The 25727-nt window shown below is 73.3% G+C and carries 22 protein-coding genes and 1 tRNA gene; 13 read left to right on the plus strand and 10 right to left on the minus strand.

Annotated elements, in window-relative coordinates; translation table 11 throughout:
- Nucleotides 1–113 precede the first annotated feature (113 nt).
- From ABD665_RS02455 to ABD665_RS02470, 4 genes are read left to right on the plus strand one after another with little or no spacing between them, the layout of a single operon-like run.
- Entirely contained in the window at nucleotides 114–1013 is a 900-nt protein-coding gene (locus ABD665_RS02455; RefSeq protein ID WP_204912396.1) for a DUF5996 family protein, read from the plus strand.
- Nucleotides 1014–1073: 60 nt separating this feature from the next.
- A complete protein-coding gene (locus ABD665_RS02460; RefSeq protein WP_204912395.1) occupies nucleotides 1074–4133 on the plus strand; it encodes an FtsX-like permease family protein in 3060 nt (1019 codons plus the stop codon).
- A complete protein-coding gene (locus tag ABD665_RS02465; protein WP_204912393.1) occupies nucleotides 4130–4852 on the plus strand; it encodes an ATP-binding cassette domain-containing protein in 723 nt (240 codons plus the stop codon). The genes ABD665_RS02460 and ABD665_RS02465 overlap by 4 nt, the downstream gene beginning before the upstream one ends.
- A complete protein-coding gene (locus ABD665_RS02470) occupies nucleotides 4849–5520 on the plus strand; it encodes an ATP-binding cassette domain-containing protein (RefSeq protein ID WP_204912392.1) in 672 nt (223 codons plus the stop codon). Before ABD665_RS02465 ends, ABD665_RS02470 begins: the two co-directional genes overlap by 4 nt.
- A 185-nt stretch (nucleotides 5521–5705) precedes the next feature.
- Here the strand turns inward: ABD665_RS02470 and ABD665_RS02475 are convergent, their stop codons facing one another.
- From ABD665_RS02475 to ABD665_RS02490, 4 genes are read right to left on the minus strand one after another with little or no spacing between them, the layout of a single operon-like run.
- Complete coding sequence (locus tag ABD665_RS02475) at nucleotides 5706–6773, minus strand: family 43 glycosylhydrolase (RefSeq protein ID WP_204912391.1); 1068 nt, start codon at nucleotides 6771–6773, stop codon at nucleotides 5706–5708.
- A complete protein-coding gene (locus tag ABD665_RS02480) occupies nucleotides 6770–7690 on the minus strand; it encodes a carbohydrate ABC transporter permease (protein WP_344740927.1) in 921 nt (306 codons plus the stop codon). Before ABD665_RS02480 ends, ABD665_RS02475 begins: the two co-directional genes overlap by 4 nt.
- Nucleotides 7687–8655, minus strand: a complete 969-nt coding sequence (locus tag ABD665_RS02485) for an ABC transporter permease subunit (RefSeq protein ID WP_204912390.1) — start codon at nucleotides 8653–8655, stop codon at nucleotides 7687–7689. The genes ABD665_RS02480 and ABD665_RS02485 overlap by 4 nt, the downstream gene beginning before the upstream one ends.
- A gap of 25 nt (nucleotides 8656–8680) precedes the next feature.
- On the minus strand, nucleotides 8681–10042 hold the full coding sequence (locus ABD665_RS02490; RefSeq protein ID WP_204912389.1) for an extracellular solute-binding protein: 1362 nt from the start codon (nucleotides 10040–10042) through the stop codon (nucleotides 8681–8683).
- A gap of 133 nt (nucleotides 10043–10175) precedes the next feature.
- Here ABD665_RS02490 and ABD665_RS02495 point away from each other — a divergent pair, with 133 nt between their 5' ends.
- From ABD665_RS02495 to ABD665_RS02505, 3 genes are all read left to right on the plus strand, one after another.
- Entirely contained in the window at nucleotides 10176–11207 is a 1032-nt protein-coding gene (locus ABD665_RS02495) for a substrate-binding domain-containing protein (RefSeq protein ID WP_204912388.1), read from the plus strand.
- A 137-nt stretch (nucleotides 11208–11344) separates the two neighbouring features.
- The gene (locus ABD665_RS02500) at nucleotides 11345–13630 is read left to right on the plus strand and encodes a family 43 glycosylhydrolase (RefSeq protein WP_204912386.1); all 2286 of its coding nucleotides are present in this window, start codon (nucleotides 11345–11347) and stop codon (nucleotides 13628–13630) included.
- A 103-nt stretch (nucleotides 13631–13733) separates the two neighbouring features.
- Nucleotides 13734–14690 carry a family 43 glycosylhydrolase gene (locus ABD665_RS02505; protein WP_204912385.1) on the plus strand — a complete coding sequence of 319 codons (957 nt, stop codon included), beginning with the start codon at nucleotides 13734–13736 and terminating at the stop codon, nucleotides 14688–14690.
- A gap of 172 nt (nucleotides 14691–14862) precedes the next feature.
- Here the strand turns inward: ABD665_RS02505 and ABD665_RS02510 are convergent, their stop codons facing one another.
- Nucleotides 14863–15561 carry an SDR family oxidoreductase gene (locus ABD665_RS02510; protein WP_204912384.1) on the minus strand — a complete coding sequence of 233 codons (699 nt, stop codon included), beginning with the start codon at nucleotides 15559–15561 and terminating at the stop codon, nucleotides 14863–14865.
- A 111-nt stretch (nucleotides 15562–15672) separates the two neighbouring features.
- On the opposite strand from ABD665_RS02510, the gene ABD665_RS02515 reads away from it, so the two are divergent.
- Nucleotides 15673–16128, plus strand: coding sequence for a winged helix-turn-helix transcriptional regulator (locus tag ABD665_RS02515; protein WP_204912383.1), 456 nt, complete (start codon nucleotides 15673–15675; stop codon nucleotides 16126–16128).
- A gap of 208 nt (nucleotides 16129–16336) precedes the next feature.
- Here the strand turns inward: ABD665_RS02515 and ABD665_RS02520 are convergent, their stop codons facing one another.
- Nucleotides 16337–17020 carry an SDR family NAD(P)-dependent oxidoreductase gene (locus tag ABD665_RS02520; RefSeq protein ID WP_204912382.1) on the minus strand — a complete coding sequence of 228 codons (684 nt, stop codon included), beginning with the start codon at nucleotides 17018–17020 and terminating at the stop codon, nucleotides 16337–16339.
- 101 nt (nucleotides 17021–17121) lie between these two features.
- Between ABD665_RS02520 and ABD665_RS02525 the strand changes: the two genes are divergently transcribed.
- Nucleotides 17122–18012: an MmyB family transcriptional regulator gene (locus ABD665_RS02525; RefSeq protein WP_204912381.1), complete on the plus strand. Its 891-nt coding sequence runs from the start codon at nucleotides 17122–17124 to the stop codon at nucleotides 18010–18012.
- On the opposite strand, the gene ABD665_RS02530 is transcribed toward ABD665_RS02525, so the two are convergent.
- The 3 genes from ABD665_RS02530 to ABD665_RS02540 form a co-directional block, all read right to left on the minus strand.
- The gene (locus ABD665_RS02530) at nucleotides 17988–19277 is read right to left on the minus strand and encodes an LGFP repeat-containing protein (protein WP_204912379.1); all 1290 of its coding nucleotides are present in this window, start codon (nucleotides 19275–19277) and stop codon (nucleotides 17988–17990) included. The two genes, ABD665_RS02525 and ABD665_RS02530, sit on opposite strands and share 25 nt — an antisense overlap.
- A gap of 70 nt (nucleotides 19278–19347) precedes the next feature.
- Nucleotides 19348–20667, minus strand: a complete 1320-nt coding sequence (locus tag ABD665_RS02535) for a hypothetical protein (protein WP_204912377.1) — start codon at nucleotides 20665–20667, stop codon at nucleotides 19348–19350.
- 58 nt (nucleotides 20668–20725) lie between these two features.
- On the minus strand, nucleotides 20726–22078 hold the full coding sequence (locus tag ABD665_RS02540; RefSeq protein WP_204912376.1) for a hypothetical protein: 1353 nt from the start codon (nucleotides 22076–22078) through the stop codon (nucleotides 20726–20728).
- A 153-nt stretch (nucleotides 22079–22231) separates the two neighbouring features.
- Here ABD665_RS02540 and ABD665_RS02545 point away from each other — a divergent pair, with 153 nt between their 5' ends.
- The 4 genes from ABD665_RS02545 (at nucleotide 22232) to ABD665_RS02560 (ending at nucleotide 24736) form a co-directional block, all read left to right on the plus strand.
- A complete protein-coding gene (locus ABD665_RS02545) occupies nucleotides 22232–22618 on the plus strand; it encodes a nuclear transport factor 2 family protein (protein WP_204912375.1) in 387 nt (128 codons plus the stop codon).
- A gap of 126 nt (nucleotides 22619–22744) precedes the next feature.
- Nucleotides 22745–24040 (plus strand): low temperature requirement protein A, encoded by a 1296-nt coding sequence (locus tag ABD665_RS02550; RefSeq protein ID WP_204912374.1) that lies wholly within the window; start codon nucleotides 22745–22747, stop codon nucleotides 24038–24040.
- A 290-nt stretch (nucleotides 24041–24330) separates the two neighbouring features.
- Nucleotides 24331–24404, plus strand: a tRNA-Pro gene (locus tag ABD665_RS02555).
- Nucleotides 24405–24589: 185 nt separating this feature from the next.
- On the plus strand, nucleotides 24590–24736 hold the full coding sequence (locus ABD665_RS02560; RefSeq protein WP_204912373.1) for a hypothetical protein: 147 nt from the start codon (nucleotides 24590–24592) through the stop codon (nucleotides 24734–24736).
- 27 nt (nucleotides 24737–24763) lie between these two features.
- Here the strand turns inward: ABD665_RS02560 and ABD665_RS02565 are convergent, their stop codons facing one another.
- Nucleotides 24764–25693: an SDR family NAD(P)-dependent oxidoreductase gene (locus ABD665_RS02565; protein ID WP_204912372.1), complete on the minus strand. Its 930-nt coding sequence runs from the start codon at nucleotides 25691–25693 to the stop codon at nucleotides 24764–24766.
- Nucleotides 25694–25727: the final 34 nt, after the last annotated feature.

Genomic DNA, 25727 nt, shown 5'->3' on the forward strand with positions numbered 1-25727 from the left:
CGCCAACGGGCACGCGTTCCCCGCGTGTCGCGCGCCCGGTGGCGCCACTCGCGCAGGGGCAGGGGTCGGCGGGCTCGAGGGGAGGCAGGCGGCCCGTCTGACAGGGTGGTCGCATGGCCGCCGAGCGAGGAACGAGGTGGCCGGCGCTCCCGGTCGCCGACTGGCAGGACACCCGGGACACGCTGCAGCTGTGGTCGCAGGTCGTGGGCAAGACCAAGCTCGCCCTCGCGCCCCCGCTGAACCACTGGTGGGGCGTCACGTTCCACCTGAGCGCCACGGGCCTGACGACCGGGCTGATGCCGACGGCGGCCGGCGGCCTGGAGGTCGCGTTCGACTTCTGCGCGCACCGCCTCCGGCTGACGACGACCGACGGGCAGCAGCGCGAGCTGCGCCTCGAGCCCCGCACCGTCGCCGACTTCTACGCCGAGTACCGCGCGCACCTCGCCGACCTCGGCGTGACCGTCCCCATCGACCCGCTCCCGGTGGAGCTGCCCGAGGTGGTCGCGTTCGACCAGGACACGGTGCACGCGTCGTACGACGCCGGGGCCGTCAACGCCTTCTGGCGCTCGACCGTCTCCGCGGCGGCCGTGATGGCGCGGTTCCGCGGGGAGTTCCGCGGCAAGGCCAGCAACGTGCACTTCTTCTGGGGCGCCTTCGACCTCGCCGTCACGCGCTTCTCCGGACGGGGCGCCCCGGCGCACCCCGGCGGCATCCCGAACTGCCCCGACTGGGTCATGCGTGACGCGTACGACGCGGAGCTCTCGAGCTGCGGCTACTGGCCCGGCGGGCGCGACGAGGGCCTCTTCTACGCGTACGCCTACCCCGAGCCGGACGGGTTCCGGGAGCGGGCCCTCACCACCCCCGGCGCGGCGTTCGACCCCGACCTCGGCGAGTTCGTGCTCCCCTACCGGACGGTGCGCGAGGCGGCGGACCCCGAGGAGACGCTGCTCGGCTTCCTCCGCGAGACCGCCGCGGCCGCCGCGGAGCTCGCGGACTGGCCGCCGACCGCCTGACCCCTGCGCGTGTCGGCCACGTTGCCCGGCGGACCTGGAGGACGTCCTTAGGATCGCCGGGTGCGGCGCGACCTGGCTCTGGTGCTCCAGGGGCTGTGGTTCCGGCGGTGGGTGTCGCTCGCCGTCCTGGTCGTGGCCTCGCTCGTCGTCGGCGCCGCGGCGACCGGGCCGCTGTTCCTGCGCGCGGCCTCGGAGTCGGTCCTGCGCGACACCCTCGGGCAGTCGACGACGTCGGGCCGCGGGGTCTCGGACAGCTACCAGGGTCCGCGGACCGACGGGCCCGTGCAGCGGGTCACGACGCAGGAGGAGACCAAGCTCGCGGAACGCCCGGTCCTCGCCCGGCTCCTCGGGTCACCGGTCGCCGCGCTCGAGACCACGGTCAGCATCGGACCACCCGGACCGCTGGCCGAGAGGGTCCTGCTGGCCTGGCGCGACGGGGCCTGCGACCACGTCCGGATGGTCACCGGGACCTGCGCCCGGCAGCCCGGCGAGGTCATGGTCAGCGCCTCGACCTCCGCGCTCGAGCAGTGGCCGGCGGGGCTGCGGCTCCGGCTCGGCAGCCAGCAGGTCACCGTCGCCGGCACCTACGTGCCGCTCGACGTCTCCGGCGACTTCTGGGCCGGCCACCCCTACTTCATCGCCTACGCCGGCCCCGACGGACCCGCGTACGCCGGTCCGGACGCGTCGGGCCTGGACGCGGTCCTCGGGCCGCGGGAGACCGTCGAGGCGCAGGGTCCGGACGCGAGCTACGTCGCGTCGGTCGACCGCCAGCTCGACCTGGACCGGATCCGCGTGACCGACGTGCCGGCGCTCGAGCAGGAGCTGGCGACCTGGTCCACGCTCGACGCGAGCGGGGTGGAGGGCCAGACCGCGGGGGCCGTGGTGCTGCAGCAGGCCGCCGCGGTCATCGCGGCGCTGCGCCTGCCCGTCACGGTCGTCGAGGCGCAGCTCCTGGTGCTGTGCTGGCTCGTGCTGTTCCTCGTGGTCGCGAACGCCGCCGAGGCCCGCGGGCCCGAGGTCGCGCTGGCCAAGCTGCGCGGGGTCGGCCCGGGCGCGACCGTCGCCTTCGGCCTGCTCGACACGCTGCTGCTGGTGGTGCTGGCCGTCCCGCTGGGGGTCCTGCTCGCGTGGGCCTGGACGACCGGCCTGGCCCGGACGCAGCTCGCGCCGGGCGTCCCCGTCGTGCTGACCGCGGCGACCGGCTGGGCCGCGCTCGGGGCCGGGGCGGGCGCAGCCGCGGCGGCGGTGCTGGCGACGGCGCGGACGCTGCGCCGACCGGTCGTGGAGCAGTGGCGGCGCGCCACCCGACGGGTCGCCGCACGCTCCTGGCTGGTCGACGCCGCGGTCGCGGTCGTCGCGGTCGTCGGCCTCGTCGCGCTGCTCCGCCCGGGCGGTGCCGGCACCCAGGGTCCGCTGGCGCTCGTCGCCCCGAGCCTCGTCATCCTGCTGGTCGCCCTCGTCGGGTCGCGCGTCCTGCCGGGGCTGTGCCGGGCGGCGTACGGGCCGACCCGCCGGCAGGGCCGGGTCGCGGCGCTGCTCGCGGTGCGGCAGCTGGGCCGTCGCCCCGGGACGCTGCGGCTCGCGCTGCTGCTGACCGTCGCGTTCGGGCTCGTCGTCTTCGGCGTCGACGCCTGGTCCGTCGCCCGCTCGAACGCGCACGACCGCGCCTGGACCGAGGTCGGAGCCGCCGAGGTCCTGTCGGTCAGCGTGCCGCCCGGGGAGGACCTCGGCGACGTGGTCGACCGGCTCGACCCCACGGGCGACCAGCTGGCGGCCGTCAGCACCGCGACCGACTTCACCCGCCTCCCCTCGATCCTGCTGATGGGCGTGCAGCCCGACCGCTTCACCCGCATCGCCTTCTGGCGACCCGACCTCGGACCGGCCCCGCTCGCCGAGCTGGCCGGACGCCTCGAGGTCCCCTCCGCTCCGCCCGTGCTGCTGACCGGCGACCGCGTCCGGGTGGCGGTCGACGTCCCCGCGATGGCGGCGCGCGAGGTCCCGCTCCTCGTGGCCGACGTCGTCCAGCCCAGCGCGCTGGGCGGCACCAGCCCGGTCGTGCTCGGGCCGGTGGGTCCCGGCCGGCGGACGCTCGAGGCGGAGCTGCCGTGCCAGGACAAGACCTGCCGCCTCGCCGGGCTGGAGCTGCGGCGTTCCGGGGTCTCCCTCACGACGTTCCGGGGACGGGTCGACCTGACCGGGATGCAGGTCCACGGCGCCGACGGCTGGCGGGAGCAGGACGCGTTCACCCACCCGGACGGCTGGCGGGGCGTCAGCGCCGGGGCCGGCACGGCCACCTCCGGACCGGACGGCACGGTGCTCGAGGTCGACTCCGGGCTCACCGACGGCCCGACCTGGGAGGTCGCGGACCACCCGGTCGCGCTGCCCGCCCTGGTGAGCGACGGCGTGCCCGAGGAGGGACGTGTCCGCAGCGCCGGCTTCGGCCCCCGCGCGCTCGCGCTCGAGCCCGTCGGCGTGACCGCCGCGCTCCCGGCCGGCGGCAGCCGCGGCATCGTCGTGGACCGCACCACCGCCCTGCGGGCCGCGCAGGGTTCCGTCTCGCGCCGCGTCGAGACCGTCTGGGTCAGCGCCGACGCGGCGGCGGACGCGCCCCGCCGCATCGAGGCCGCGGGGCTGACGGTCCTGTCGACCACATCGGCCGACGAGCTCGCGGCGGTCTACGGCCGGCAGGGCCCGGCGCTCGCGCTGCTGCTGTTCCTGGCGGGGTCCGGCCTGGCCGCGCTGCTCGCCGGCGGCGGGGCCGCGCTCACGCTGCACCTCAACGGCCGACGCCGCACGTACGAGCTCGCCGCCATGGTCGCGCTGGGTCTGCGGCGCCGCACGCTGCTCGCCTCGCTCTGGCTCGAGCAGGGGCTGCTGGTGCTCTTCGGGGTCGTCGTGGGCACCGCCGCGGGGATCGGCGCGGCGCGGCTGGCCCTGCCCGCGATCCCCGAGTTCTCGGACAGCCCGACCGCCCCGCCGCTGCTCTACGACCTGCACCTCGGCCCGGTGCTGCTCAGCGTCGGGGTCGCCACCCTCGTGCTCGTCCTGACGATCGCCGTCAGCTCGGCCGGCCTGGTGCGCTCGGCCTACGTCGACCAGCTGCGGGAGGCACCGGCGTGAGCACCTCCGAGCCGCTCGTGCGCTGCGAGGCCGTCACGCACGTCTACCGCGACGACACCGGGGCCGAGGTCACCGCCCTCGACGGGGTCGACCTCACCGTCCACGCCGGCGAGGCCGTCGCGCTCGTCGGTCCGTCGGGCGCCGGGAAGTCGACGCTGCTGACCCTGCTGGCCGGCCTGGTCCGCCCGACGTCCGGCCACGTGGTCGTCGCCGGCCACGACCTGGGCACCCTGTCGGAGCGGGCGCTGCTGCGCGTCCGCGCGACCTCGCTCGGGGTCGTCCTGCAGTCGCCCGGGCGCAACCTCCTCCCGTACGCCAGCGCCCGGCGCAACGTCGCCTTCGCCCAGCGACCCGCCCGCGGGTCGGCCTCGGGAGGCACGGACGAGGTGGACGAGCTGCTGGACGCGGTCGGTCTGCTGCCCCGCGCCGGCACCGCCGCCCGCCACCTGTCCGGGGGGCAGCAGCAGCGGCTCGCCCTCGCCGTCGCCCTCGCCGGGAACCCGCCGCTGCTCCTGGCCGACGAACCCACCAGCCAGCTCGACCGCACGACCGGCGAGACCGTCCTGGCGCTGATGCTCCAGGTGCGCGAGCGGCGCGGCACCGCCCTGGTCGTCGTCACGCACGACGCGGAGGTCAGCCGGCGCCTCGACGTGGAGCACACGATCCTCGACGGTCGCCTGACCACGTCCGCCCGGGCAGGGTCCGGGGGTGCCGCGTGACCGAGGACGGCCGGACGGTCCTCGAGGCCCGCGGGATCCGGGTGTCCCGGGGCGGCACCGAGGTGCTGCGGGGCGTGGATCTCGCCCTGCACGCCGGCGAACGGCTCGCGCTCACCGGTCCCTCCGGCTCGGGCAAGACGGTGCTGCTCAGCATCCTGGCGGGCCTCGCGGCCCCCTCCTCGGGCGCGGTCCTGCTGGACGGGCGCCCGCTCGACGCCCACGGACCCGACCTGCGCGCCCGGATGGGCCTGGTCTTCCAGGGCTACGGGCTCGTCGCGCTGCTCACCGCCGCGGAGAACGTGGAGCTCCCGCTGCTCGCCGCCCGCGTACGCCCGTCCGAGGCCCGCGACCGCGCGCAGGAGGCGCTGGCGACCGTGGGCCTGGCCGACCGCGCCGAGCACCTGGTCGAGGAGCTGTCGGGCGGGCAGCAGCAGCGCGCCGCCGTCGCCCGCGCGCTCGTCGTCCGGCCCGACGTGCTCCTGGCCGATGAACCGACGGCCGAGCAGGACGCCGGCCACCGGGCGTCGACCCTCCACGCCATCCTGGACGCCGCCTCGACCGGCAGCGCCGTCCTGCTGGCTACCCACGATCCCGTCGTCGCCGCCCGCTGCGACCGCGTCGTCCACCTCGAGGCCGGGCTCCTGCGCGAGAGCACGCACGGGTGCTGACACCCCAGGGCCAGAACGCCCCCCGCGCTTGGCAAAAGGGCCAGAACGCCCCCTGAGCCTGCTGACGAGCCAGAACGCCCCCTGAGCCTGTCGAAGGGCCTCGCAGAGGTCGGCTTCCCTGGCGTTCAGAGGGGAGATTGCCAACCCCTTCGGGGCCCTTCACAGGCTCAGGGGGCGTTGCGGGCTCAGGACCCCGGGTCGCCCGAGGGCAGGGGGACGTCCGCGGTGGACGGGGTGCCGAGCTGCGGCGTGCCGTCCGGGGCGAAGGTGATCGGCTGCGCGTAGACCTCACGGTCGGCGCCGCAGCTGCCGGCCGGGTCCGTCACCGCGTGGTAGACGATCCAGGTCTGGGTGCCGTCGGGCGAGGTGAAGAAGTTGTTGTGCCCGGTCCCGTAGAGGCCGCTGCCCTCGGCCGGGGCGAAGACCGGTTCCGGGGACTTGGTCCAGGACGCCGGGTCGAGCAGGTCGGCCGACGCGTCGGCCGTGAGCATCCCGAGCGCGTACTCCGGCGTCCAGCACCCGGAACCCGAGTAGGTGAGGTAGACCCTGCCGTCGCGCACGAGCGCGGCGGGACCCTCGTTCACCAGCACGCCCACCGTGCCGGCGTGCGTCTCCCAGGCCAGCTCCGGCCGCGAGATCCGGACGGCCTTGCCCGCGACCGTCGTCGGGGTCGCGAGGCGGGCGATATAGAGGTCCTGCTCGCCGTTCTCGTCGCCGGGCCAGCCCGACCAGACCGTGTACGTGGCGTCGCCGACCGCGAACACGGTGGCGTCGATCGCCCAGCGGTCGCCGGGCAGCTTCAGCTGGCCCTCGAAGGCGTACGGCCCGGTGATCGTGTCGGCCGACAGCACGTACGTGCGGTGGTTGGCGTTGTCGCCGTCGTCGGCCGCGACGTAGACGTACCAGCGCCCGTCGATCTGGTGGACCTCCGGCGCCCACCACTCGCAGCACGGGGCGCCGTCGTTCCCGCCGGTGAAGATCTTCTGCTCCGGCGCCGTGGAGAGGCTGGCCAGCGACGTCGCGCTGCGCATCACCAGGGTGCTGCCGTCGCCGGCGGCGGCCGACATGATCTGGTGGTACTGCCCGTCGGCGAAGACCACGAACGGGTCCGCGCCCTGGCCGAGCACGGGGTTGGCGAGCATCGTCTCTCCTGACGTCTCGGTGGTGGGGGCGGCCGGCCCGCCGCCGCCTGCGCAGGCGGCGACGAGCAGCAGCACGCCGAGGAGGGTGGCCGTCCAGCCTGGACGGGTCACCCCTTGAGGCCGCTGCGCGCGACGCCCTCGACGATGTTCCGCTGGGCCAGGATGAAGAGCACGATCGCCGGCACGCTGGCGATCGCCGCGCCCGCCATGACCACGGGGTAGTTGATCGTGAACGCGCCCTGCAGGATCGACAGGCCCGCCGGGAGGGTGAGCGTCCCCGGGCTGAACAGCACGAACACCGGCCAGAGGAAGTCGTTGTAGTTGGTGAGGAACGACAGCACCAGCAGCGTCGAGATCCCCGGCTTCGACAGCGGCAGCACGATCCGGAAGAACGTCTGCCAGCGGTTCGCGCCGTCGATCTCGGCCGCCTCCTCGAGCTCCATCGGCAGGCTCGAGAAGAACTGCCGCAGGAAGAACACCCCGAACGCGCCGCCCGCGCTGGGCAGGATGACCGCCCAGAGCGTGTCCAGCCACCCGAGCGAGTTGACGATCAGGTAGTTCGGGATGAGGAAGACGAAGCCCGGCACGAAAAGCGTCGCGATGGTCAGACCGAAGATCAGCCGCTTGCCCGGGAAGTCGAGCCGCGCCAGCGCGTACGCGGCGAGCGCGGCGGTCGCCGTGACGATCACCGAGTTCGCGACCCCGGCCAGCAGGCTGTTGACGAACCACCGGATCACCGGGGTCTGGCTGCTCGTGTCCAGCAGCGGCCGGTACCCGTCGGCCGTGGCCGGGTTCGGGAACAGCTGCGGCGGGATCGCCGTCGCCCCGTCGGGGGTCTTGAACGAGGTCAGGAACATCCACAGCAGCGGGCCGACGAACACGGCGGTGAGCAGCACCAGCAGGACCACGAACGTGACCCGGCTCAGCGGCGAGCTGCGCGGACCGTGGCCCGGGTGCGTCGGCTCGAGGCTGTCGGTGGAGGTGGAGCCGGCCGTCAGCGGTGCGGCGGCGCGGGCTGCGGTGCTCACGATGCGTCCTGTCGTTCGCGGAAGACACGGAAGACGACCAGGCTGATGATCAGCAGGAAGATCGCCAGGATGTAGCTCATGGCGGCGGCCGCGCCCATCCGGAAGCTGCTGAGCCCCTCGGTCGCGATGTAGCCGATGATCGTCCGGGTCGACGTCCCCGGCGCGCCCTTGGTCAGCAGCAGCTGCTGGCCGAACATGTTGGCCGACGCGAGGATCGTCGTGGTGATCACGAAGACCAGCACGGGTCGCAGCCCGGGCAGGGTCACGTTCCAGAACTGCTGGCCCCGGCTGGCGCCGTCCATCTCGGCCGCCTCGTAGAGCTCGCGGGGGATGTCCGTGAGCCCGGCGAGGTAGATCGTCGCGTTGAAGCCGAGCGTCCACCACACCGTCATCCCGACCAGGCTGACCCACACCCACGGCAGGTCCGTGGTCCAGGGGATGCTGCGGCCCAGGAAGTAGTTCACGACGCCGACGTTCGGGTCGAGGATGTAGCGGAACAGCAGCCCGATGACGGCCACGCCGAGCACGTACGGCAGGAAGAACACGGCACGGAAGAAGGTCCGTCCCGGGAACTTGCGGTTCAGCAGGACCGCGATGCCGAGCGGCAGGACGACCAGGCACGGGACGCTCAGACCGGTGAAGATGCCGGTCGCGCCCATGCTCTGCCAGAAGTCGCCGAAGTCGCGCGAGCCCGGGGTGAAGAGGGAGACGTAGTTGTCGAGCCCCACCCACGGCTTGTAGGGCAGCACGAAGTCGTAGTCGTGCAGGCTGATCCAGATCCCGTACACCGCCGGCGCGATGATGAACCCGAGGAACAGGACCAGGTACGGCGCCAGGAACAGGTACGCCGTCAACGGGCGCGAGCGCCGACCCGCGCCGGCCGGGGCGCTACGGCGCGACCGCCGGCGGGCGGCGACGGGGGAAACCGCCGCCGGCCCGACCTGGGTCTCGGCTGTGACCGCCATCAGTGCCCCCCGTCAGCGGTGGGCACTACGCGCCGTACTTCTTGAGGTTGTCCTGCAGGATCGACGTCGCCTTCTTGGCGCTGTCGCTCAGCGCCTGCTGCGGCGTCGCCTTGCCCAGGACCGCGTTGTTGACCGCGTTGTAGAGCTCGGTCAGCGCGTCGCCGATGCCCGCGACCGCCGGCGGGAAGTGCACGTACTGCGCCTCGGGGGCGAGCGAGTACTCCTCCTTGAGCGCCTTGAACTCGGGGCTCTCCGCCACGCTGAGCTTGGCCGGGATCTTGCCGCTGGTCGCCCACTCGGCCGACTTCTGACTGACCCAGTTGATGAAGTAGCGGGTGGCGTCGACCTTGTTCTGGTCGGGCTTGGTCTGGCGCAGCTGCACGAACTGGTGGCTGTTGCCCCACACGCCCGGCTGCGAACCGATCTGCGGGACCGGCCCGACGCCCCACTCGATCTTGTCCTGGGCCTTGAGGTCGTTGATCTGCCAGATGCCGTTCCAGTTGAACGCGTTCTTGCTGTTCTTGAAGGCGATGTAGTCGGCGTCCTGCCCGACGTTCTTGGGGCTGTAACCCTTGTCGATCATGGACGTCAGCCACGTCAGCGCGTCGACGGCCTCGGGCGAGTCGAACGTCGCCCTGGTGACGCCCTGGTCGAAGGCGTCGCCGCCGAACTGCCACAGCAGCGACATATACGTGAAGGCCCCGGTGAACTGGAAGGGCGAGACCCAGAAGCCCTGCGTGCCCTTGCCCTTGAGCTCGCCCAGCACGCCCTCGTACTCGTCGCGGGTGGTCGGCGCCTTCTCGGCGTCCAGCCCCGCCTTGCTGAGCACGTCCTTGTTCCAGTAGAGCGCCAGCGGGTGGATGTCCAGCGGGATGCCGAAGCGCTGGCCCTTGTACGTGCCGCCCTGCCAGACGGCGCTCGAGAAGTCCGACTCCTGCAGGTTCAGCGCCGCCGCGACCTGATCGATCGGCGTGATGATGTTGCGCGCCGCGTTCGTCGGGATGTCGTCGATGTGCATGCAGGCGACGTCCGGGCCCTTGCCGGTGCTGACCGCGGCCGGCAGCTTCGTGAAGAAGTCCGCCCACTGGTAGATGTTCATCTCGACCTTGACGTTGGTCGCCTGCGCGTTGAACTCGCTCACGATCTTCTTGATCACGTCACCGTCGCCGCCGGTGAAGCCGTTCCAGAACGCGAGGGTCACGGCGGGCCCGGCGTAGCTGGCGCCGCCGGAACCGGTGTCGGGCGCCGCGGGCTGCCCCGGCGCGTTGCCCCCTCCCCCGCAGGCGGCCAGCGCGAGGCCGGCACCGCCGAGGACGAGGAAGCGGCGGCGGCTGAAGCCGGCCGCGATGGCCGAGAGGGCGGGGTCGACCCGGGTGGTTGTCGTCATCGAGAACCTGTCTTTCTGGAGGCGTGCCTTCGGACTATCCGGTTTCCAGCGCTGTAAACGCTGCGTCGACTGTAGCCGGATCAACTTCGTCTGACGAGGGGGCGGCGCTGCGACGCGCTGCTAGCGTTCGATCGTGCCCACCACGAGACCCGCAGCCAGGCTCGAGGACGTGGCCCGGCTCGCCGGGGTGTCGGCCAAGACGGTCTCCAACGTGGTCAACGACTACGTGCACGTCCGTCCTGCTACCCGCCTGAAGGTCCAGGACGCGATCGAGCTCCTCGGCTACCGACCGAACGTGGTCGCCCGCAACCTCAAGAACGGCCGCTCCGGGGTGATCGCGCTCGCGGTGCCCGAGCTGGACGCGCCCTACTTCGCCGAGCTCGCCCACCACGTCGTGCAGGCCGCGATGGAGCGCGGCTGGACCGTGCTGGTCGACGAGACCGGACAGATCCAGGACGGTGCCGTCCGCGCCCGCGAGCGCAGCGTCGTCGCCGGGATCCGGGAGCACCTCATCGACGGCGTGATCCTCAACCCGCTGGCCCTGGACGACGCGGACGTCGAGCGCTACGGCTCCGTGCCGCTGGTGCTGCTCGGAGAGCGCCTGGGCTCCCGGCTCGCCGACCACGTGGCGATCGACAACGAGGCCGCAGCCGCGGCCGCGACGCGGCACCTGGTCGGCACCGGGCGCCGTCGGATCGCCGTGGTGGGCGCCCAGCCGCCGCCCTTCGGCCACAGCGCCCGGCTACGGCTGCGCGGCTACCGCGACGCGCTCGTCGAGGCCGGCATCCGCTACGACCCGGCCCTCGTGGTCCCGGTGCTCGACTGGCGCCGCCAGCCGGGCCACGACGCCGTCGCGACGCTGCTCGCCCTGCCCGAGCCGCCCGACGCCGTCTTCTGCTTCAACGACCTGCTCGCGCTGGGCGTGCTCCGGGGCCTGGCCGACGCCAGCCTCCGGGTGCCCGAGGACGTGGCCGTCGTCGGCTTCGACGACATCGAGGAGAGCCGGTTCTCGGTGCCGTCGCTCACCACCGTCTCCCCGGACAAGCGCGCGATCGCCCGGCACGCCGTCGAGCACCTCGCCCGCCGGCTCGAGCCCGGCACCTGGACCCCCGAGGAGGTCCGGGTCGGCTGGACCCTCGAGGTCCGCGGCTCCACCGGCGGCTGACCCCGCCACGACCCGTGTCGCAGGGGCCTTGGGGTGGGGGCGCCGTTTACAGCGCTGTAAGTCCGGGTTATAACGGTGCAGGACCGCGACGAGGCACTCCCGCCGTGACGGCGGTCCTCCCCTGGACGGAGACCGCGATGAAGCGTCTGACCCGAGCCACGGCCGTGCCGGCCGCGGCCCTCACCCTCCTGGTCGCCGGAGGCGCCTCCCCGGCGTTCGCCGCACCGCCGCGCGTGGAGCGCGCCACGTACGCGAACCCGGTGTCGAAGGCCTTCGCCGACACCTTCGCCGACCCCTCGGTGATCCGGGGCAAGGACGGCTGGTGGTACGCCTTCGGCACCTCGGACCCGCTGCGCGAGGGCGACGACGTGACCAGGCCTGCGCAGGTCCCGATCGCCCGCTCCCACGACCTGGCGACCTGGAGCTACGTCGGCGACGCGTTCAGCAGCAGCAACCGCCCGACCTGGGCCGCCGACGGCGCGGCCCTGTGGGCGCCCGACATCCGCTACGTCGACGGGCAGTACCGGCTCTACTACGTGGTCACCCAGACGACCGTCACGGCCGGGCCGAACGACAACGCCGTCGGCATGGCGACCGCGCCGACCCCGGCCGGCCCGTGGACCGACTCGGGCTCGCCCGTCGTCGCACCGCGACCGGGCACGAGCGGCAAGGCCGACGACTTCCTGTGGACCTACGACCCGAGCGTCGTGACCGAAGGCGGCCGCCAGCAGCTCTTCTACGGCTCCTACTACGGCGGCATCTTCGTCCAGGAGCTCGCGGCCGACGGCCGGACGACGGTCGGCAGGCCGACCCAGGTCGCGATCGACAACAAGTTCGAGGGCGCGTACGCCGTGAAGCACGACGGCTGGTGGTACCTCTTCGCCTCCACGGCGAACTGCTGCGCCGGACCCACCACGGGCTACTCGGTGCAGGTCGGGCGCTCGAAGAAGATCACCGGTCCGTACGTCGACGCCCAGGGCGTGCCGCTGACCGCGTCGCGCGCGGGTGGGACGCCGGTGCTCAACCAGAACGGCAACCGCTGGGTCGGCGCGGGCCACAACGCGGTCACGACCGACCTCGCCGGCCGCGACTGGATCGTCTACCACGCCATCGACCGCGGAGACCCCTACCTGAACGGCACCGAGGGCATCAACGAGCGCCCGATGCTGGTCGACCGGCTCGACTGGGTGAAGGGCTGGCCGGTGGTGCGCGCCGGCAAGGGTCCGAGCACCGGCGAGCAGCAGGGCCCGGCGACCGGCGGTCGGTTCGCGACGACCTTCGACTCCGGCGTGCCCGCACGCTGGCGCGAGGACGGCGCGTGGACCGAGCGGTCCGAGCAGCAGGCCGGCGGGTTCGTCTCGTCGGCGGGCGCGGGATCGCTGCTCAGCTCCAAGGTCGGCACGTCGGCGCGGGTCGAGGCCGACCTGCGCTCGGGCGGGGCGGCGTACGGGCTGAGCCTGCGGGCCGGTTCGTCGACGGTCCGCGCCCAGGTCGACCCCACGGCCGGCACGTTGCGGCTGACCCAGCAGCGTCCCGGGCACAAGGACCCGACGACGGACGTGGACCTGCCCGACGGGTTCAGCGCGGACGCGTGGCACTCGGTGGTGCTGCAGGTCCGGGACGGCGAGGCCACTGCCAGCCTCACGAACGCGCGCCTCGGTGACCCCGTCGCGAACCTGGACCTGGACCTGCGCGGCAGCACCAGGACCGTCGAGCAGGCGGGCGCCGTGGCGCAGGGTGCCGGGGTGGACGTCGACAACCTGAGCGCGCTGCCGGTGGCGAAGCCGGTCTCGAGGCTCGCGCCGACGCCGGTCCCCGACCGGCTCGACAAGAAGGCCAGCGACACGTTCTCCGGCTCGAGCCTGGGCTCGGGCTGGTCGTGGGTCCGCAAGGACGCGGCCGCGACGGTGGACGACGGCGTTCTGCGCTGGCCGACCGAGGCCGCCGACCTCACCGGCACCAGCAACAGCGCCGGCGTGCTGCTGCGCTCGCCGGGTTCCGGGGACTGGACGGCCGAGACGAAGCTGACCATCGACCTGGGCACCGACGACGTGCGCAACTACCAGCAGGCGGGCCTCGTCGCGTACGTCGACGACGACCAGTTCGTCCGGCTGAGCCACGTGGCGATCTTCGACACGCGTCAGACCGAGTTCGGCCACGAGACCCCGTACGCGGGTGGGCTCTCCTACGGCGGCACGATCGTCGGCCCGCCGGCGGCGACCACGTGGTTGCGGATCACGCACCGCCTGGACCCGGAGAACGGCGAGCACGAGCTGCGCGCCTGGACCAGCCGGGACGGCAGGACGTGGGTCAAGGGCGGGGTCTGGACGCTGCCCGCCGGTGCCGACGTCAAGGTGGGCCTGGTGTCGCACGGCGGCGCGGGGGCGACCGCGAAGTTCTCGTACTTCCGGGTCTACCGCTGACCGGTGCGGGAGGCCGGGCGCACCGCCCGGCCTCCTGCCCCACGGCACGCCGGACGTGTTCCCATCGTTCGGCTATCGACATCATCGACACCAAGGAGGGCCCGTGACCTCGCTCCGCACGGCGCGACGCACCTACCGCAACCCGGTCCACGACGGGTACTTCGCCGACCCGTTCGCGCTCCGGCTCGACGACCGCTACGTCGCGTACGGGACGGGCGCCTCGGTCGGCGGCCGCCTCTTCGAGGTGCTCGAGTCCGACGACCTCGCGAGCTGGACCTCGGTCGGGGGCGCCCTGGAACCCCTCGACCCGGCGCTCGGCGGGGACTACTGGGCCCCCGAGGTCGCGCAGGCCGAGGGCCGCTTCTGGATGTACTACTCGGTCGGGCACGGTGACGCCGGCCACCACCTGCGGGTGGCGGTGGCGGACGAGGCGGCAGGTCCGTTCGTGGACCTCGGGCTCGACCTGACGCCGGACGAGCGGTTCGCGATCGACCCGCACCCGTTCCGCGACGTCGACGGCCGCTGGTACCTCTACTTCGCCCGCGACGTCCTCGACGGACCGCGCGTCGGCACCCAGCTCGCCGTGGCCCCACTGACCGGGATGACGTCGCTGGGCGACGTGACGACCGTGCTCGAGCCGAGCGCGGACTGGCAGATCTACGAGCGCGACCGCCTCATGTACGGCGCTCGGCACGACTGGCACACCCTCGAGGGGCCGTCGGTCCGTCTGCACGAGGGCCGCTACTACTGCTTCTACTCCGGCGGCTCCTGGCAGACCGCCGGCTACGCCGTCGCCTGGGCGAGCGCGCCCTCGCCGCTCGGCCCCTGGACCGAACCCGCGGACGGCGCGGGCCGCCTCCTGGGCGCGGTCCCCGACCACGTCCGCGGCCCCGGCCACAACAGCGTCGTGACCACGTTCGGCGGGACGGACATGATCGTCTACCACGCCTGGGACGAGACCCTCAGCGCCCGCCAGCTCTGCATCGACCCGATCCGCTGGACCCCCGACGGCCCCACCACCCCCGGCCCCACCTGGCAGGACCAGCCCCTGCCCGCCTGACCGGTTCCGCGGCTGCCGCGTCCTCGGTGCCGTCCCAGGGGTCACAGGACTTTCACGTAAACGTGAAACTCCCGTACTGACCACGGCAGATCTGCCGTGGTCAGTACCGGTCTTTCACGTTTACGTGAAAGTCCCACCACTGATCAGGTGGGTGATCAGGTGAGCGTCGGGGTCAGGCGAGCGACGGGTAGAGGGCCTCGACGGGGCTGCTCAGCGCGGCGCGGACGTCGCGGCTGACCTGGTCGGCGAGCACCTCGTGGTGCCCCGCCTCGACGGCGTCCCAAATCAGCCCGACGATGTCGGCCGGGTCGGACTTCTCGACGTCGAGCTCGGCGATCATCGGGGTGTCGGTGTAGCCGAGGTGCGCGCCGACGACCTGGGTGCCCTGGGGCGCGAGCTCGACGCGGAGGGAGTTGGTGATCGACCAGAAGGCCGCCTTGGACGCGGAGTAGCCGCCCGCGAGGGCGAGCCAGCTGAGGGCCGAGTGCACGTCGACGAGCGCGCCGCCGCCGTTGCGCGCGAGGACCGGGGCGAACGCCTTGGCGACGCGCAGCGGACCGAAGACGTTCGTCGCGAACACCCGCTCGACGTCGGCGACGTCGGACTCGAGCAGCTGGTTGGTCCCGCTGACCCCGGCGTTGTTGACCACGACGCTGACGTCGCCGGCCGCCTCGGCCGCCGCCGCCACGCTGGCCGGGTCGGTGACGTCGAGCGCCAGCGGCACGATGCGGGGGTCGTCCCACGTACGCGGCGAACGCGCCGTCGCGTAGACCTTGGCGGCGCCGCGTACGAGCGCCTGGTGGACGAACTCGGCACCGAGGCCGCCGTTCGCGCCGGTGACGAGGACGGTGGCGCCCTGGATGCTGGTCATGTCGTGCTCCTGTCGTCGGCGGGCGCGTCTGCCGCGGTGCCGCCGTAGTTGAGTTCAGGAATCGAACCTAGCACGCAGGGTTCAACTCCCGAACTCAGGTACGCTGAACCCATGCTCGGCATCCTCGGCGGCGACGAACGCTGCCCCATCGCGCGCGGCCTCGACGTGCTCGGCGAGAAGTGGACGCTCATGGTCGTCCGCGACGCGCTGCTGGGGTCCACGCGCTTCAGCCAGTTCCAGCAGTCGCTCGGCATCCCCCGCGAGGTCCTCACCGCGCGGCTCGCCTCCCTCGTCGAGGGCGGCGTCCTCGAACGCTCCTCCTACAAGCCCGAGGGCGGTCGCGCCCGCGACGAGTACCGGCTCACCGAGGCCGGACGGGACCTCGCCGTCGTCCTGCTCGCCCTCGGCGGCTGGGCCGACCGGCACCGCCCGTCCGAGCTCCGCTCCGACCTGGCGTTCGTCGATGACCACGGCGACCCGGTCGAGGTCGCCGTGGTCGCGTCCGGCTCCGACCGCGTCGTCCCCCTCGACCGGGTCACCGCACGCCTCGACCGCCCCGCCGCCTGACGGCTCCCCCGGGGTACGCGCTCTCTTCGCCGCTTGCGCAAAGCCCCAGGCGCCTCAGGTCTTTCACGTTTACGTGAAAGACCCGTACTCACCACGGCAGATCTGCCGTGGTCAGTACCGGGGTTTCACGTTTACGTGAAACTCCCGTGACGCACGAGACGCGCACGCAGGTCCCCGCCACGGAGTCCGCCACGGGTCCCCGGAACCCTCACCACCCCAGCACGCCGGCGGCCTCCTGGAACGTCCCCGTCGGGCCGTCGGCGCCGATGGCGGCCCAGCGGGCGATGACGGCCGCGCCGACCTCGACGGGCTGGCCCGTGCTGTGGTCGACGTCGCCGAGCTCGGTGGCGGTGTAGCCGGGCTCGACGGCGTTGATCTTGACTTCGGGGATGGCCCGCGCGTACTGGACGGTGAGCATCGAGACGGCGGCCTTGCTGGCGCCGTAGACGATCGCAGCCACGGACGAGGCGGGTCGGGCCGGGTCGTGGTTGGCGGTGAACGAGCCGAGCGCGCTCGAGACGTTGACGATCACGGGGTTCGCGGAACGTCGCAGCAGCGGCAGCGCGGCCTCGGTGACGCGGACGATGCCGACGGCGTTGGTGTCGAAGACGGCGAGCGCGTCGGGACCGTTCAGCGCGTACATCGCGATGCCGGCGTTGTTGACGAGCACGTCGAGGCCGCCCTCGGCCTCGAGCCGCGCGAACGCCCGGGCGACGGAGGCGTCGTCGGTCACGTCGAGCTGGACGGTACGGGCACCGAGCTCCTCGGCGACCCGGCGGCCCCGGACCTCGTCCCGGGCGCCGACGTAGACGGTGTGCCCGGCGGCGACGAGCTGGCGGGCGGTCTCGAGGCCGAGGCCACGGGTGGCGCCGGTGATCAGTGTGGTGGTCATGGAGCCAGGCTGCGACGCTCGCCGGCCGTCGACCAGGCGTCTGGTTGTCGTAGGACTCGCAGGGCCAGGACAGCACCCGCGCGCGGGTGCACCCTGGTGGCGTGGGGTCCTCGGAGTTCGGTCGCCTGGTGCGGCGCTGGCGCGACCGGACGACGCCCGAGACCGTCGGGGTCCCGGCCGGCCGGCGCCGTCGGGCCACCGGCCTGCGCCGGGAGGAGCTCGCCGGCCTGGCCGGCGTCTCGGCCGACTACCTGACGCGGCTGGAGCAGGGCCGTGCGACCTCGCCGTCGGCGCAGGTGGTGGAGGCCCTGGCCCGCGCGCTGCGGCTGGACGACGCCGAGCGTGACCTGCTGTTCCGCGTGGCCGGGCACGCGTCCCCCGGCACCGGGGTCGTCCGGACCCGCCTCACGCCGAGCGTGCAGCGCCTCCTCGACCGCCTCGCCGGGACCCCGGTCTGCGTGTACGACGCGAGCTGGACGCTGGTCGTGGCCAACGCGCCGTACGACGCGCTGATGGGCGACACGACCACGTGGCACGGCATCGAGCGCAACGCCGTCTGGCGTCACCTCGTCGGCCCCGGGAGCCGTGCGGTCACGACCCCCGAGGAGCAGGACCGCTTCGAGGCGATGCTCGTCGCCGACCTCCGGCTCACCAGGGCGCGCTACCCCGACGACCCCGCCCTCGGGCGTCTCGTCCGGGAGCTGTCCGCGCTCAGCCCGCGCTTCGTCACGCTCTGGCACGGCAGCGAGCCCGACCCCGGCCACGAGACGGCGCGGCACAAGATCATCGAGCACCCGACGGTCGGGCGCATCGCGCTGGACTGCGACACCCTCGTCGTCGCCGTCGACGACCTGCGACTGATGGTCTACACGGCCGAGCCGGGCACCGAGGACGCCGAACGGCTCGCCCTCGCGATCGTCCTCGGGACCCAGGCCTTCGCCGGCTCGTCCAGCGACGGAACCCCTGGTCAGCAGGCCAGCACGGCGCCGTAGTAGTTCGCCTCGAAGGCGTCGGTCGGCACGACCACGGTGCGGTAGGGCGCGGTCCGGCCGTAGCACCAGTACGTCAGCCGCACCCCGCCCGGCACGTCCACGACGGGCGCCTCCAGCGCGACCCAGTGGTCGGGGAACTGGCGCAGCACGACGTTCTCCACGGAACCGTCCTCGTTGGGCAGCATGGTCGTGTTCAGCAGCACCAGCACGACCTGTTCCGGCGACGGCGCCAGGGAGCGGGCGTGGTCGAGGCCCCTGGTGAAGAAGAGGTTCGCCTCGTCGCGCACGTCTCCGAACCGGCCGCACGCCTCCAGCCACTCGACGACCTCCCCCGACGTCGTCGCCGCCGACACGTCCTCGTCGGGGGTCCCCTCGTAGTCGAAGAAGGCGTTCTCGGCGTCGCGCAGCGCGGACATGATCATCCACTCGGCCGGGGGCGTGATCGCGCTGCCGTAGCGGCGCTGCAGGTCCTTGTAGTCCGTCGCCAGGCAGGCGTCGTCGTCGGGCGCGACCTCGTAGCCACCGATCGTCGACCGGCCCGTGTCGTAGAGCTCCACGGCGAAGTTCGCGACGCCCACCGGGTCGCGCCGGAGCCAGCTCCGCAGGAACGAGGCCGGCCCGCACAGGTTGAGGTTGCTCTGGCTGACGAGGTCCGGGTCGGTCAGCAGCTCTCCGAGCCGGGTGGCCACCTCCCGGCGGTCGAGACCGTGCCAGGGCGAGGGCTGGAGGCTCGCGCCGAAGGCGGCCAGCAGGTCGGCGAGCGAGCCTCCCCCGCCCGGTGCCCCGAGCACGACGGCTCCCGTGGCCTCCGACCAGTAGAGCTGCCCGCCGCCGAACCACTGCGTACGCCCGACCCCGTCGGCGTGCGCCTGCTCGCCGGTCGCCGGGTAGCCGAGCGGTCCTCCCTCGCCGCCCTGGCTCTGCCACAGCGCCCCGATCGCGCCGTAGACCTCCCACGCACCCGTCGCGGGCGACCAGGCGATCGTGCCGCCCTCGAAGCCGCTGGTCCGGCCCACGCCGTCGCGGCCCAGCGTCTCGTCGGTCACCGGGTAGCCGAGGAACGCGGGGCCGCCGAGCTCCAGGTAGCGGACCAGGATCAGGCCGTGCACCTCGTGGGTGCCGGTGGTGGGCGTGGACCAGAAGGTGGCACCCGCGAAGGGGCGGGTGGTGCCTCGCCCGTCGGGGGTCGGCACCTCCTCGCCGACGGGCGGGCCGAAGGCGGCCTCGCCGCCGAGGGCGTCGTACGTGTCGGTGATGGCGGACATGGTGGTCTCCTTGCGTCTCTTCGGTCGGGGTTCGGGCCGGGTCCGCAGCGCGTCCCGGTGTCTTCCGCGGTCAGACCGCGGGGGGGAACAACGGGGTGAGCGCGGCGACCCAGGCCACGGCCTGGGTACCGGGACGGGTGAGCGAGGTGTGGTCCCACCCGACGTCGCCGGTCAGCGAGAAGGGACCGAGCCCGAGCGTCCCGAACTGCTCCTGCGCGGCCTCGGCGGCGCTGGCGTCGGCGCCGCTCCAGCTGCCCCGGACGGTGAGGTCGCGGATCAGGAGCATCCGGGTCGTCACCGCGCCGAGCAGCCCGGGGTTCTGCGTCGGCGTACCGGTCGACACCGCGCCCGGCGCGAAGCCCGGCATCGTCCAGCCCGGCTGCACGAACAGCTCCGGATGCCACCAGGGCCGGGTGATCGACACGACCCGGTAGGAGAACGACAGCTCGAAGCCGCCGGCCGGCTGGACCGGCGCGGTCGGCGCCGCGTCCACCAGCAGCTGGTGGGCCACCAGCAGGTCGCGGTAGTGCGGGCGTCGTACGCCGACGTCGAGGCCCGCGTCGGCGGGCGGGTCGTCGACCACGAGGGCCCCCGGGCGCCCTCGTACGGCAACCGGCCGGACCCGGTCGGCCCGGAGCGCGGCGCCCAGCCCCCGCCCGGTCAGACCCGTGCGCGCCGAGAGGAGCGGGGCCAGGCGAGCCGCGGAGAGCCCCGGCGCCGGCCGCGCGAGGTCAGGGACGACCGTCGCCCGCGCGAGGTGACCGCTGAGCGCGTCGCGCAGGTCGGGCTTCGAGCGCAGCCGGGCCAGAGACAGCCGTCCCGTGGCGGCCACCCGGACGGGCTCGGCCAGGACGCCGACGGCGGGGCACGTCGTCCAGACCAGCGGCGGCGCCTGCACCGGGACGACGTCGGGCGGTGGTGCCGCCGGCGGCGCGCTGCCACCGATGGTGAAGGAGACGCTCGGCCAGGGCTCGGCCGTGTCCCACCAGCGGGCCGGGTCGGGCCTGGCCGGGTGGTAGACGTCGCCGGGCGTGACGCTCCCCCGGGCCATCAGCTCCAGGTCCGCCCGGGCCTGCTCCACCAGGATCGCCGCCGCCGGCGACGTGGCCGCGTCCGTCGCCGCGTTCAGCAGCACCATCCGGGTCACGTCGTCGAGCCGGCGCGAGGAGTCGACGAAGGTCGCCCCCGGCGCCGGGACGACGTTGACCAGCTCGGCGAACGCCTCCGCCCCGGCCACGTCCGGGTCGGTCGCGAAGTCGTCCAGGTCGAGGTCCCGCCCGCAGGGCTCGACGAGCACCAGGTTCTGCGTGCCCTCGAGCGATCCCGGCGGGGCGACCAGCTCCGCGAGCCTCGCGTAGAGCTGGCTGCCCAGCGTTCCGGCGTCGGTCATCGTCGTGCTCCTCGCGCTCGTCGTACGTGTGGTGGCGGATGTCGGTGCGCGGTGCCGGTCAGGGCATCGGCGGGCAGAAGGGCACCTTGGTGCACACGAACCCGAGGACCTGGATGTCGGGGATGAAGAACCCCTGGTCGGTCTTCTGCGCGTGGAAGGTGTCCTTGCTGCTGCTGTGCGCGTACTCCCCCGAGACCGAGAACGGGCCCCAGCCGACCGAGACGGAGCCGGAGGTCGCGCTCTCGATGTGGTCGCTGTCCTGCTTGGACCACGAGCCGGTGATCGTCACGTCGCGCACGATCAGCAGGGCGGCCGGGACGAGCGGCATCAGGCCCTCCCCGTTCGCCGAGATCCCGCCCTTGCCCGTCATGGTGCCGAGGTCCCAGTTCGGCAGGTCGAAGACCGTCGCGTCCATCCACGGGCGCTGCACCGGGCAGATCCGCCACTTGAAGCTGATGCCGATGTTCGTGGTCTCGGCGCCGAGGTGCTCCTGGGAGTCGGAGTGGTTCACCCCGCCGCCGAAGCTCCACAGCCCGAGGTTCACGCCGGCCTTGCCGCCCCAGCTCGTGGCCTCGGCGGTGTGCTCGGTCTGCACGTCACCGGAGGAGAAGGAGTAGGTCGGCCAGGACGACGCGTCCGAGCTGGCCCAGTCCGAGGGCTGGATGCGGCTGCGCAGGATCGGCTGCAGCTCGGTCTCGACGGTGAACCGGTAGGCGTTGATCAGCCACTGGGCCTCCTCGAAGACGCGCGAGACCTGGCCCTCGTTGAGCGTCGCGAGCTGCGCCTTCGCAGCCTGCACCTGGTCCCGGCCCGCCGCCCCCCAGTCCGACCACGCCCGGCGCACCTTGGCGACGGCGGTCGGACCCGTCATCGGCCAGACGCGGCGCAGGTTCTCGTCGGCCATCGCGGCCGCCCAGGTCGCGACGTAGGCCGTGTACGCGTCCTGGTAGGCGGCGAACGCCTTGGCCTCCTGGTCGGCGAGGGCCGTGTTCTTCATGATCGTGCGGCCCTCGTCGTCCGTGCTCTCCTCCTTGAGCACGGCGTTCGCCCGGTCGCGCGCGGCCTGGATCTCGGGGCTCGGCGGCGGCTCCGTGACGTGCACGAGGTTGACCAGGTCGCTGTAGACCTGCGAGACCTTGCGCTGGGTCGGCGACCAGGTGGCCTCGTTGCCGGGGATGTCGTCGACGAGCGACGCGATCAGCGCCGTCGCCTCCTGGTTCCCCGAGGTGTTCCCCGGGCTCCACGGGTTGCGGTAGTCGGCACCGTTCAGCACCATGCCCCGCTGGGCCATGATCAGCTGTGTGGTGTCGTTGTCGAACGCGCTGGGCAGACCCGCCTTCGGGTCGGCACCGGTGACGACCTGCAGCATGCGGTCGTAGAGGGACAGGGCGATCTGCTCGTCGAGCGGCATGACGTGCCTCCGGGCTCAGGGCCTCCCGTCGGTGGGAGACGTTGCCAGGAGGAGGCCCGTACGGGGTCGCCTGATACGGGTCGGTGGGCCGGTCGGGTGAGGTTTCCGGGGCCAGGTGCCTCGCCGGACCACCGGTCGCCCGAAGGATGTTTCATGGCCACCAACCGCACCGAACAGTTCGCCGACGCCCTGCACGCCCTCGAGGACGGTGGCGACCTCGACGCCTTCGTCGACGTCTTCGCCGAGGACGTCGAGCTCTACCGCCCGGAGACCCAGCAGCGCCTCGACGGCACCTCGGGGGCGCGGGCCTTCTGGGAGCAGTACCTCGCCACCTTCGACACGATCCGCTCCGACTTCAGCCGCGTCGTGGACGGCGAGGTCGGGGTGCTCGAGTGGACCAGCACCGGACAGCTCGCCGGCGGCGCCGACATCAGCTACACCGGCGTCAGCCTCCTCGACTTCGACGAGGCCGGGAAGGTCACGCGCTTCGCCACCTACTTCGACACCCAGGCCTTCGGACCGGCGCCCGCCACGACGTAGGCGTCGCCGGACCATCGACTTCCCACCGGCCGGGCCGCAAGAATGCTTGCGGCCCGGCCGACCCACGTCCGGGCCGCCCGGCACCAGCGTGAGGCGGTCGCGTCGATGGCACGAGGAGCGGCGACGGTGGACGACGGCCTCCGGGCCCGGCTGAGGGACGAGCTCCGCCACCGCCTCCGGCCCATGCCGGGGCGCGACCCCCGCGAGCGCGGTCGGACCACCACGCCGCTCGAGCTCCTCTACGACCTCACGTACGTCATCGCCTTCGGCGCCGCGGCGGAACAGCTCGCCCACCAGGTGGGCGAGGGCCACGTCGTCCCCGCCGTCGGGGCCTATCTCTTCGCGGTCTTCGCCGTGACGTGGGCGTGGCTGAGCTTCACCTGGTTCTCCTCGGCCTACGGCAACGACGACGCGCTGGTCCGGGTGCTGACGATCGTGCAGATGGTCGGCGTCGTCGTCCTGATCTTCGGGCTCCCCGTCGGGTTCACCAGCGCGGCGGAGGGCGGCAGCCCGAACAACGCGCTGCTCGTCGTCGGCTACGTCGTCATGCGCGTTCCGCTCGTCGTGCTGTGGCTGCGCGCCGCCCGGCAGGACCCCGGGCACCGGCGCGTGACCACGGCGTACGCGGTGATCATCGTCCTCGCGCAGCTCGGCTGGCTCCTCACGGCCGTCCTGCCGCTCCCGCTCGGCGCCACCGTCGTCGCGCTGGTCGTGCTCGCCCTGGCCGAGATGGTGGCGCCCGTCGTCGTCGAACTTCGCTGGGGCCTGCTGCCCTGGAACCCCGGGCACCTGGCGGAGCGGTTCAGCCTGCTGACCCTGATCACCCTCGGCGAGGTGATCGCCGCGACGGTCGCCGCCGTCACGGCGCTGACCGACGAGCAGGGCTGGTCGGTCGCCGCCGTCGTGATCGTCTCGTCGGGGCTCGTCCTCGCCGCCGCGCTCTGGTGGGCGTACTTCCTCGTCCCCTCGCGCGTCGTCCTCGAGCAACGGCCCGGGCGCATCTTCGCCTGGCGCTACGCGCACCTGCCGATGTTCGGTGCGCTCGCCGCCGTCGGGGCCGGGCTCCGGGTCGCGAGCGAGGCCGTCGAGCAGGGCGAGATCAGCCTGCTGCAGATCGCCCTCGCGCTCGCCGTCCCGGTCGCCGCGGTCGTCGTGATGATCTTCCTGATGTGGAGCATCCTGATGCGCTCCTACGACCTGACGCACGTGCCGCTGCTCGCCCTCTGCCTCCTGCCCCTCGTCGCCGCCGTCGTCGTCGCCGCGATCGCGGGAGCCGACGGCCCCCTCGACCTGGAGCACCACGGCGACCTCCTCGCGCTCGTCGGCGTCATCGCGCTCGTCGCCCTGGCCTCCGTGGTCGAGGTCGTCGGCCACGAGCGGGTGGGCTACCTACACACCCTGCGGGCGCTGGAGCAGGACTGAGGCCGGCCGACGCCATGTCCGGGGCCTCGGCTGCCCCTCCGCGTGGCGGTTCCGGGGTGCGGCGCGCCGGAGGTCTGCTGCGGCTCCTCGTGAGCCTCTCGCGTCCAGGTCCAGCACGCCGCTCCCCTGTCCTCGTCCAGAGGGTCGGCCTGCCCCGCCTGATACGCGGGAGGTGAAGGCCGAGGGTCGGCGGGAGGCCGACACCCGTTCGCGCCGCCTCGGACGGTTCGGGGTCGGGGCCCGTCATCTAGTAGAGTCCTCGACTGCGGCTCCGACCTGTCGGAGCTTTGCGGGCTGTGGCGCAGCTTGGTAGCGCACTTGACTGGGGGTCAAGGGGTCGCAGGTTCAAATCCTGTCAGCCCGACCGTGTTTGCCCTGACGGGAAGCACTTTCGGAACATCGGCGGCACGACGGTGCCGCGCACGACGAGGTGTCCCACCCCTCGGCGGGCGGGTCCATGTCTCGACCTCCGGGGATCGGCAGTACGTTGCCGACCATGACGACCGATCCCTGCGCCGAACCGCTTGGGCGTGCGGCTAGGGACGAACGGTGAGCAGGACCGCGGTCCTCCTGTCGCTCGGCGCACTGATGCTCACTCTGCTCGTCGCCTGGCTGACGTGGAACTACGTCTTCACCAGCGTCGACCGCGTCTTCTGGTTGATGCTCTTCGGCGTCGGCAGCCTCGGCGGGCAGTAGGCCGAGGCACCAGCGTCGGCCGACCCGTCAGACCAGCGCGGCCGTGCCGATGCGCCAGAGGCGCTCGGCGTTGTCGGGGTCGAGGGCGTACGCGGCGACCGAGCGGACCAGCTCCTCGACGTCGCTCGGACGTTCGTCGACGCGTACGGCTTCCTGGTTGTCGTTGAAGTAGCGGCCACCGACGCCCTCGAGCAGCGGGCTGGTCGCCAGGAGCACCGTCGTCGCCGCTCCCTGGGCGGGCGTCTTCTGCAGCTCGACGGGGGTCGCGAGCCGGCCGCCGACGTGGCGCTGCAGCGAGGTCGCGATCGCGCCGGGGTTGAGCGTGTTGACCGTGATGCCGTCGTCGGCCCAGCGGGAGGAGGCGGCTACGCCGAACAGGATCACGGCGGTCTTGGACTGCCCGTAGGCCTGCACGGGGTCGTACGGGCGGAACCGGAAGCCGAGGTCGTCGAAGACGACCGGGGAGAAGAGGTGCCCCGACGACGACACCGACACGACCCGGGCGCCGCCCGCGCGGGCCAGGGCCCGGTGCAGGCCGACGGTCAGGGCGAGGTGGCCGAGGAAGTTCGTCGCGAGCTGCGCCTCCCACCCGGCGTCGGTGAGGGTCCGGTCCGGCACGGCCATCACGCCGGCGTTGTTGACCAGCAGGTCGAGCGGCCGGTCCCACCCCTCGGCGAAGGCCCGTACGGACGCCAGGTCGGTCAGCTCCAGCGGCCTGACCTCGACCGTCGCGCCGGTCGTGGCGGAGAGGTCGGCCGCGACCTTCCGTCCGGACCGCACGTCGCGGACCCCGAGCGTCACGGCCGCGCCCCGGCGCGCCAGGGTGGCGGCGGTCTCCACGCCGATGCCCGAGGCGCCGCCCGTCACGACGGCGTGCTTGCCCGTGAGGTCGACGCCCTCGCTGACCTCGTCGGCGGTGGAGCGGGACGTGAACGGGGTGGTGATCCGGTCGCTCATGGTCGTCTTCCTCCGGCCCGGGCTCGGCGGGCAC

Origin of the sequence: Microlunatus spumicola (genome assembly GCF_039536445.1) — a bacterium.
GTDB classification, from domain to species: Bacteria; Actinomycetota; Actinomycetes; order Propionibacteriales; family Propionibacteriaceae; genus Microlunatus; species Microlunatus spumicola.

Excerpts from the sequence above, each read along its gene's own strand:
- ABD665_RS02565 (WP_204912372.1), bottom strand. The coding sequence starts at position 25,693 with ATGAGCGACCGGATCACCACCCCGTTCACGTCCCGCTCCACCGCCGAC.
- ABD665_RS02535 (WP_204912377.1), bottom strand. The coding sequence starts at position 20,667 with ATGACCGACGCCGGAACGCTGGGCAGCCAGCTCTACGCGAGGCTCGCG.
- ABD665_RS02485 (WP_204912390.1), bottom strand. The coding sequence starts at position 8,655 with ATGGCGGTCACAGCCGAGACCCAGGTCGGGCCGGCGGCGGTTTCCCCC.
- ABD665_RS02500 (WP_204912386.1), top strand. The coding sequence starts at position 11,345 with ATGAAGCGTCTGACCCGAGCCACGGCCGTGCCGGCCGCGGCCCTCACC.
- ABD665_RS02515 (WP_204912383.1), top strand. The coding sequence starts at position 15,673 with ATGCTCGGCATCCTCGGCGGCGACGAACGCTGCCCCATCGCGCGCGGC.
- ABD665_RS02520 (WP_204912382.1), bottom strand. The coding sequence starts at position 17,020 with ATGACCACCACACTGATCACCGGCGCCACCCGTGGCCTCGGCCTCGAG.
- ABD665_RS02510 (WP_204912384.1), bottom strand. The coding sequence starts at position 15,561 with ATGACCAGCATCCAGGGCGCCACCGTCCTCGTCACCGGCGCGAACGGC.
- ABD665_RS02545 (WP_204912375.1), top strand. The coding sequence starts at position 22,232 with ATGGCCACCAACCGCACCGAACAGTTCGCCGACGCCCTGCACGCCCTC.
- ABD665_RS02455 (WP_204912396.1), top strand. The coding sequence starts at position 114 with ATGGCCGCCGAGCGAGGAACGAGGTGGCCGGCGCTCCCGGTCGCCGAC.
- ABD665_RS02530 (WP_204912379.1), bottom strand. The coding sequence starts at position 19,277 with ATGTCCGCCATCACCGACACGTACGACGCCCTCGGCGGCGAGGCCGCC.
- ABD665_RS02490 (WP_204912389.1), bottom strand. The coding sequence starts at position 10,042 with ATGACGACAACCACCCGGGTCGACCCCGCCCTCTCGGCCATCGCGGCC.
- ABD665_RS02540 (WP_204912376.1), bottom strand. The coding sequence starts at position 22,078 with ATGCCGCTCGACGAGCAGATCGCCCTGTCCCTCTACGACCGCATGCTG.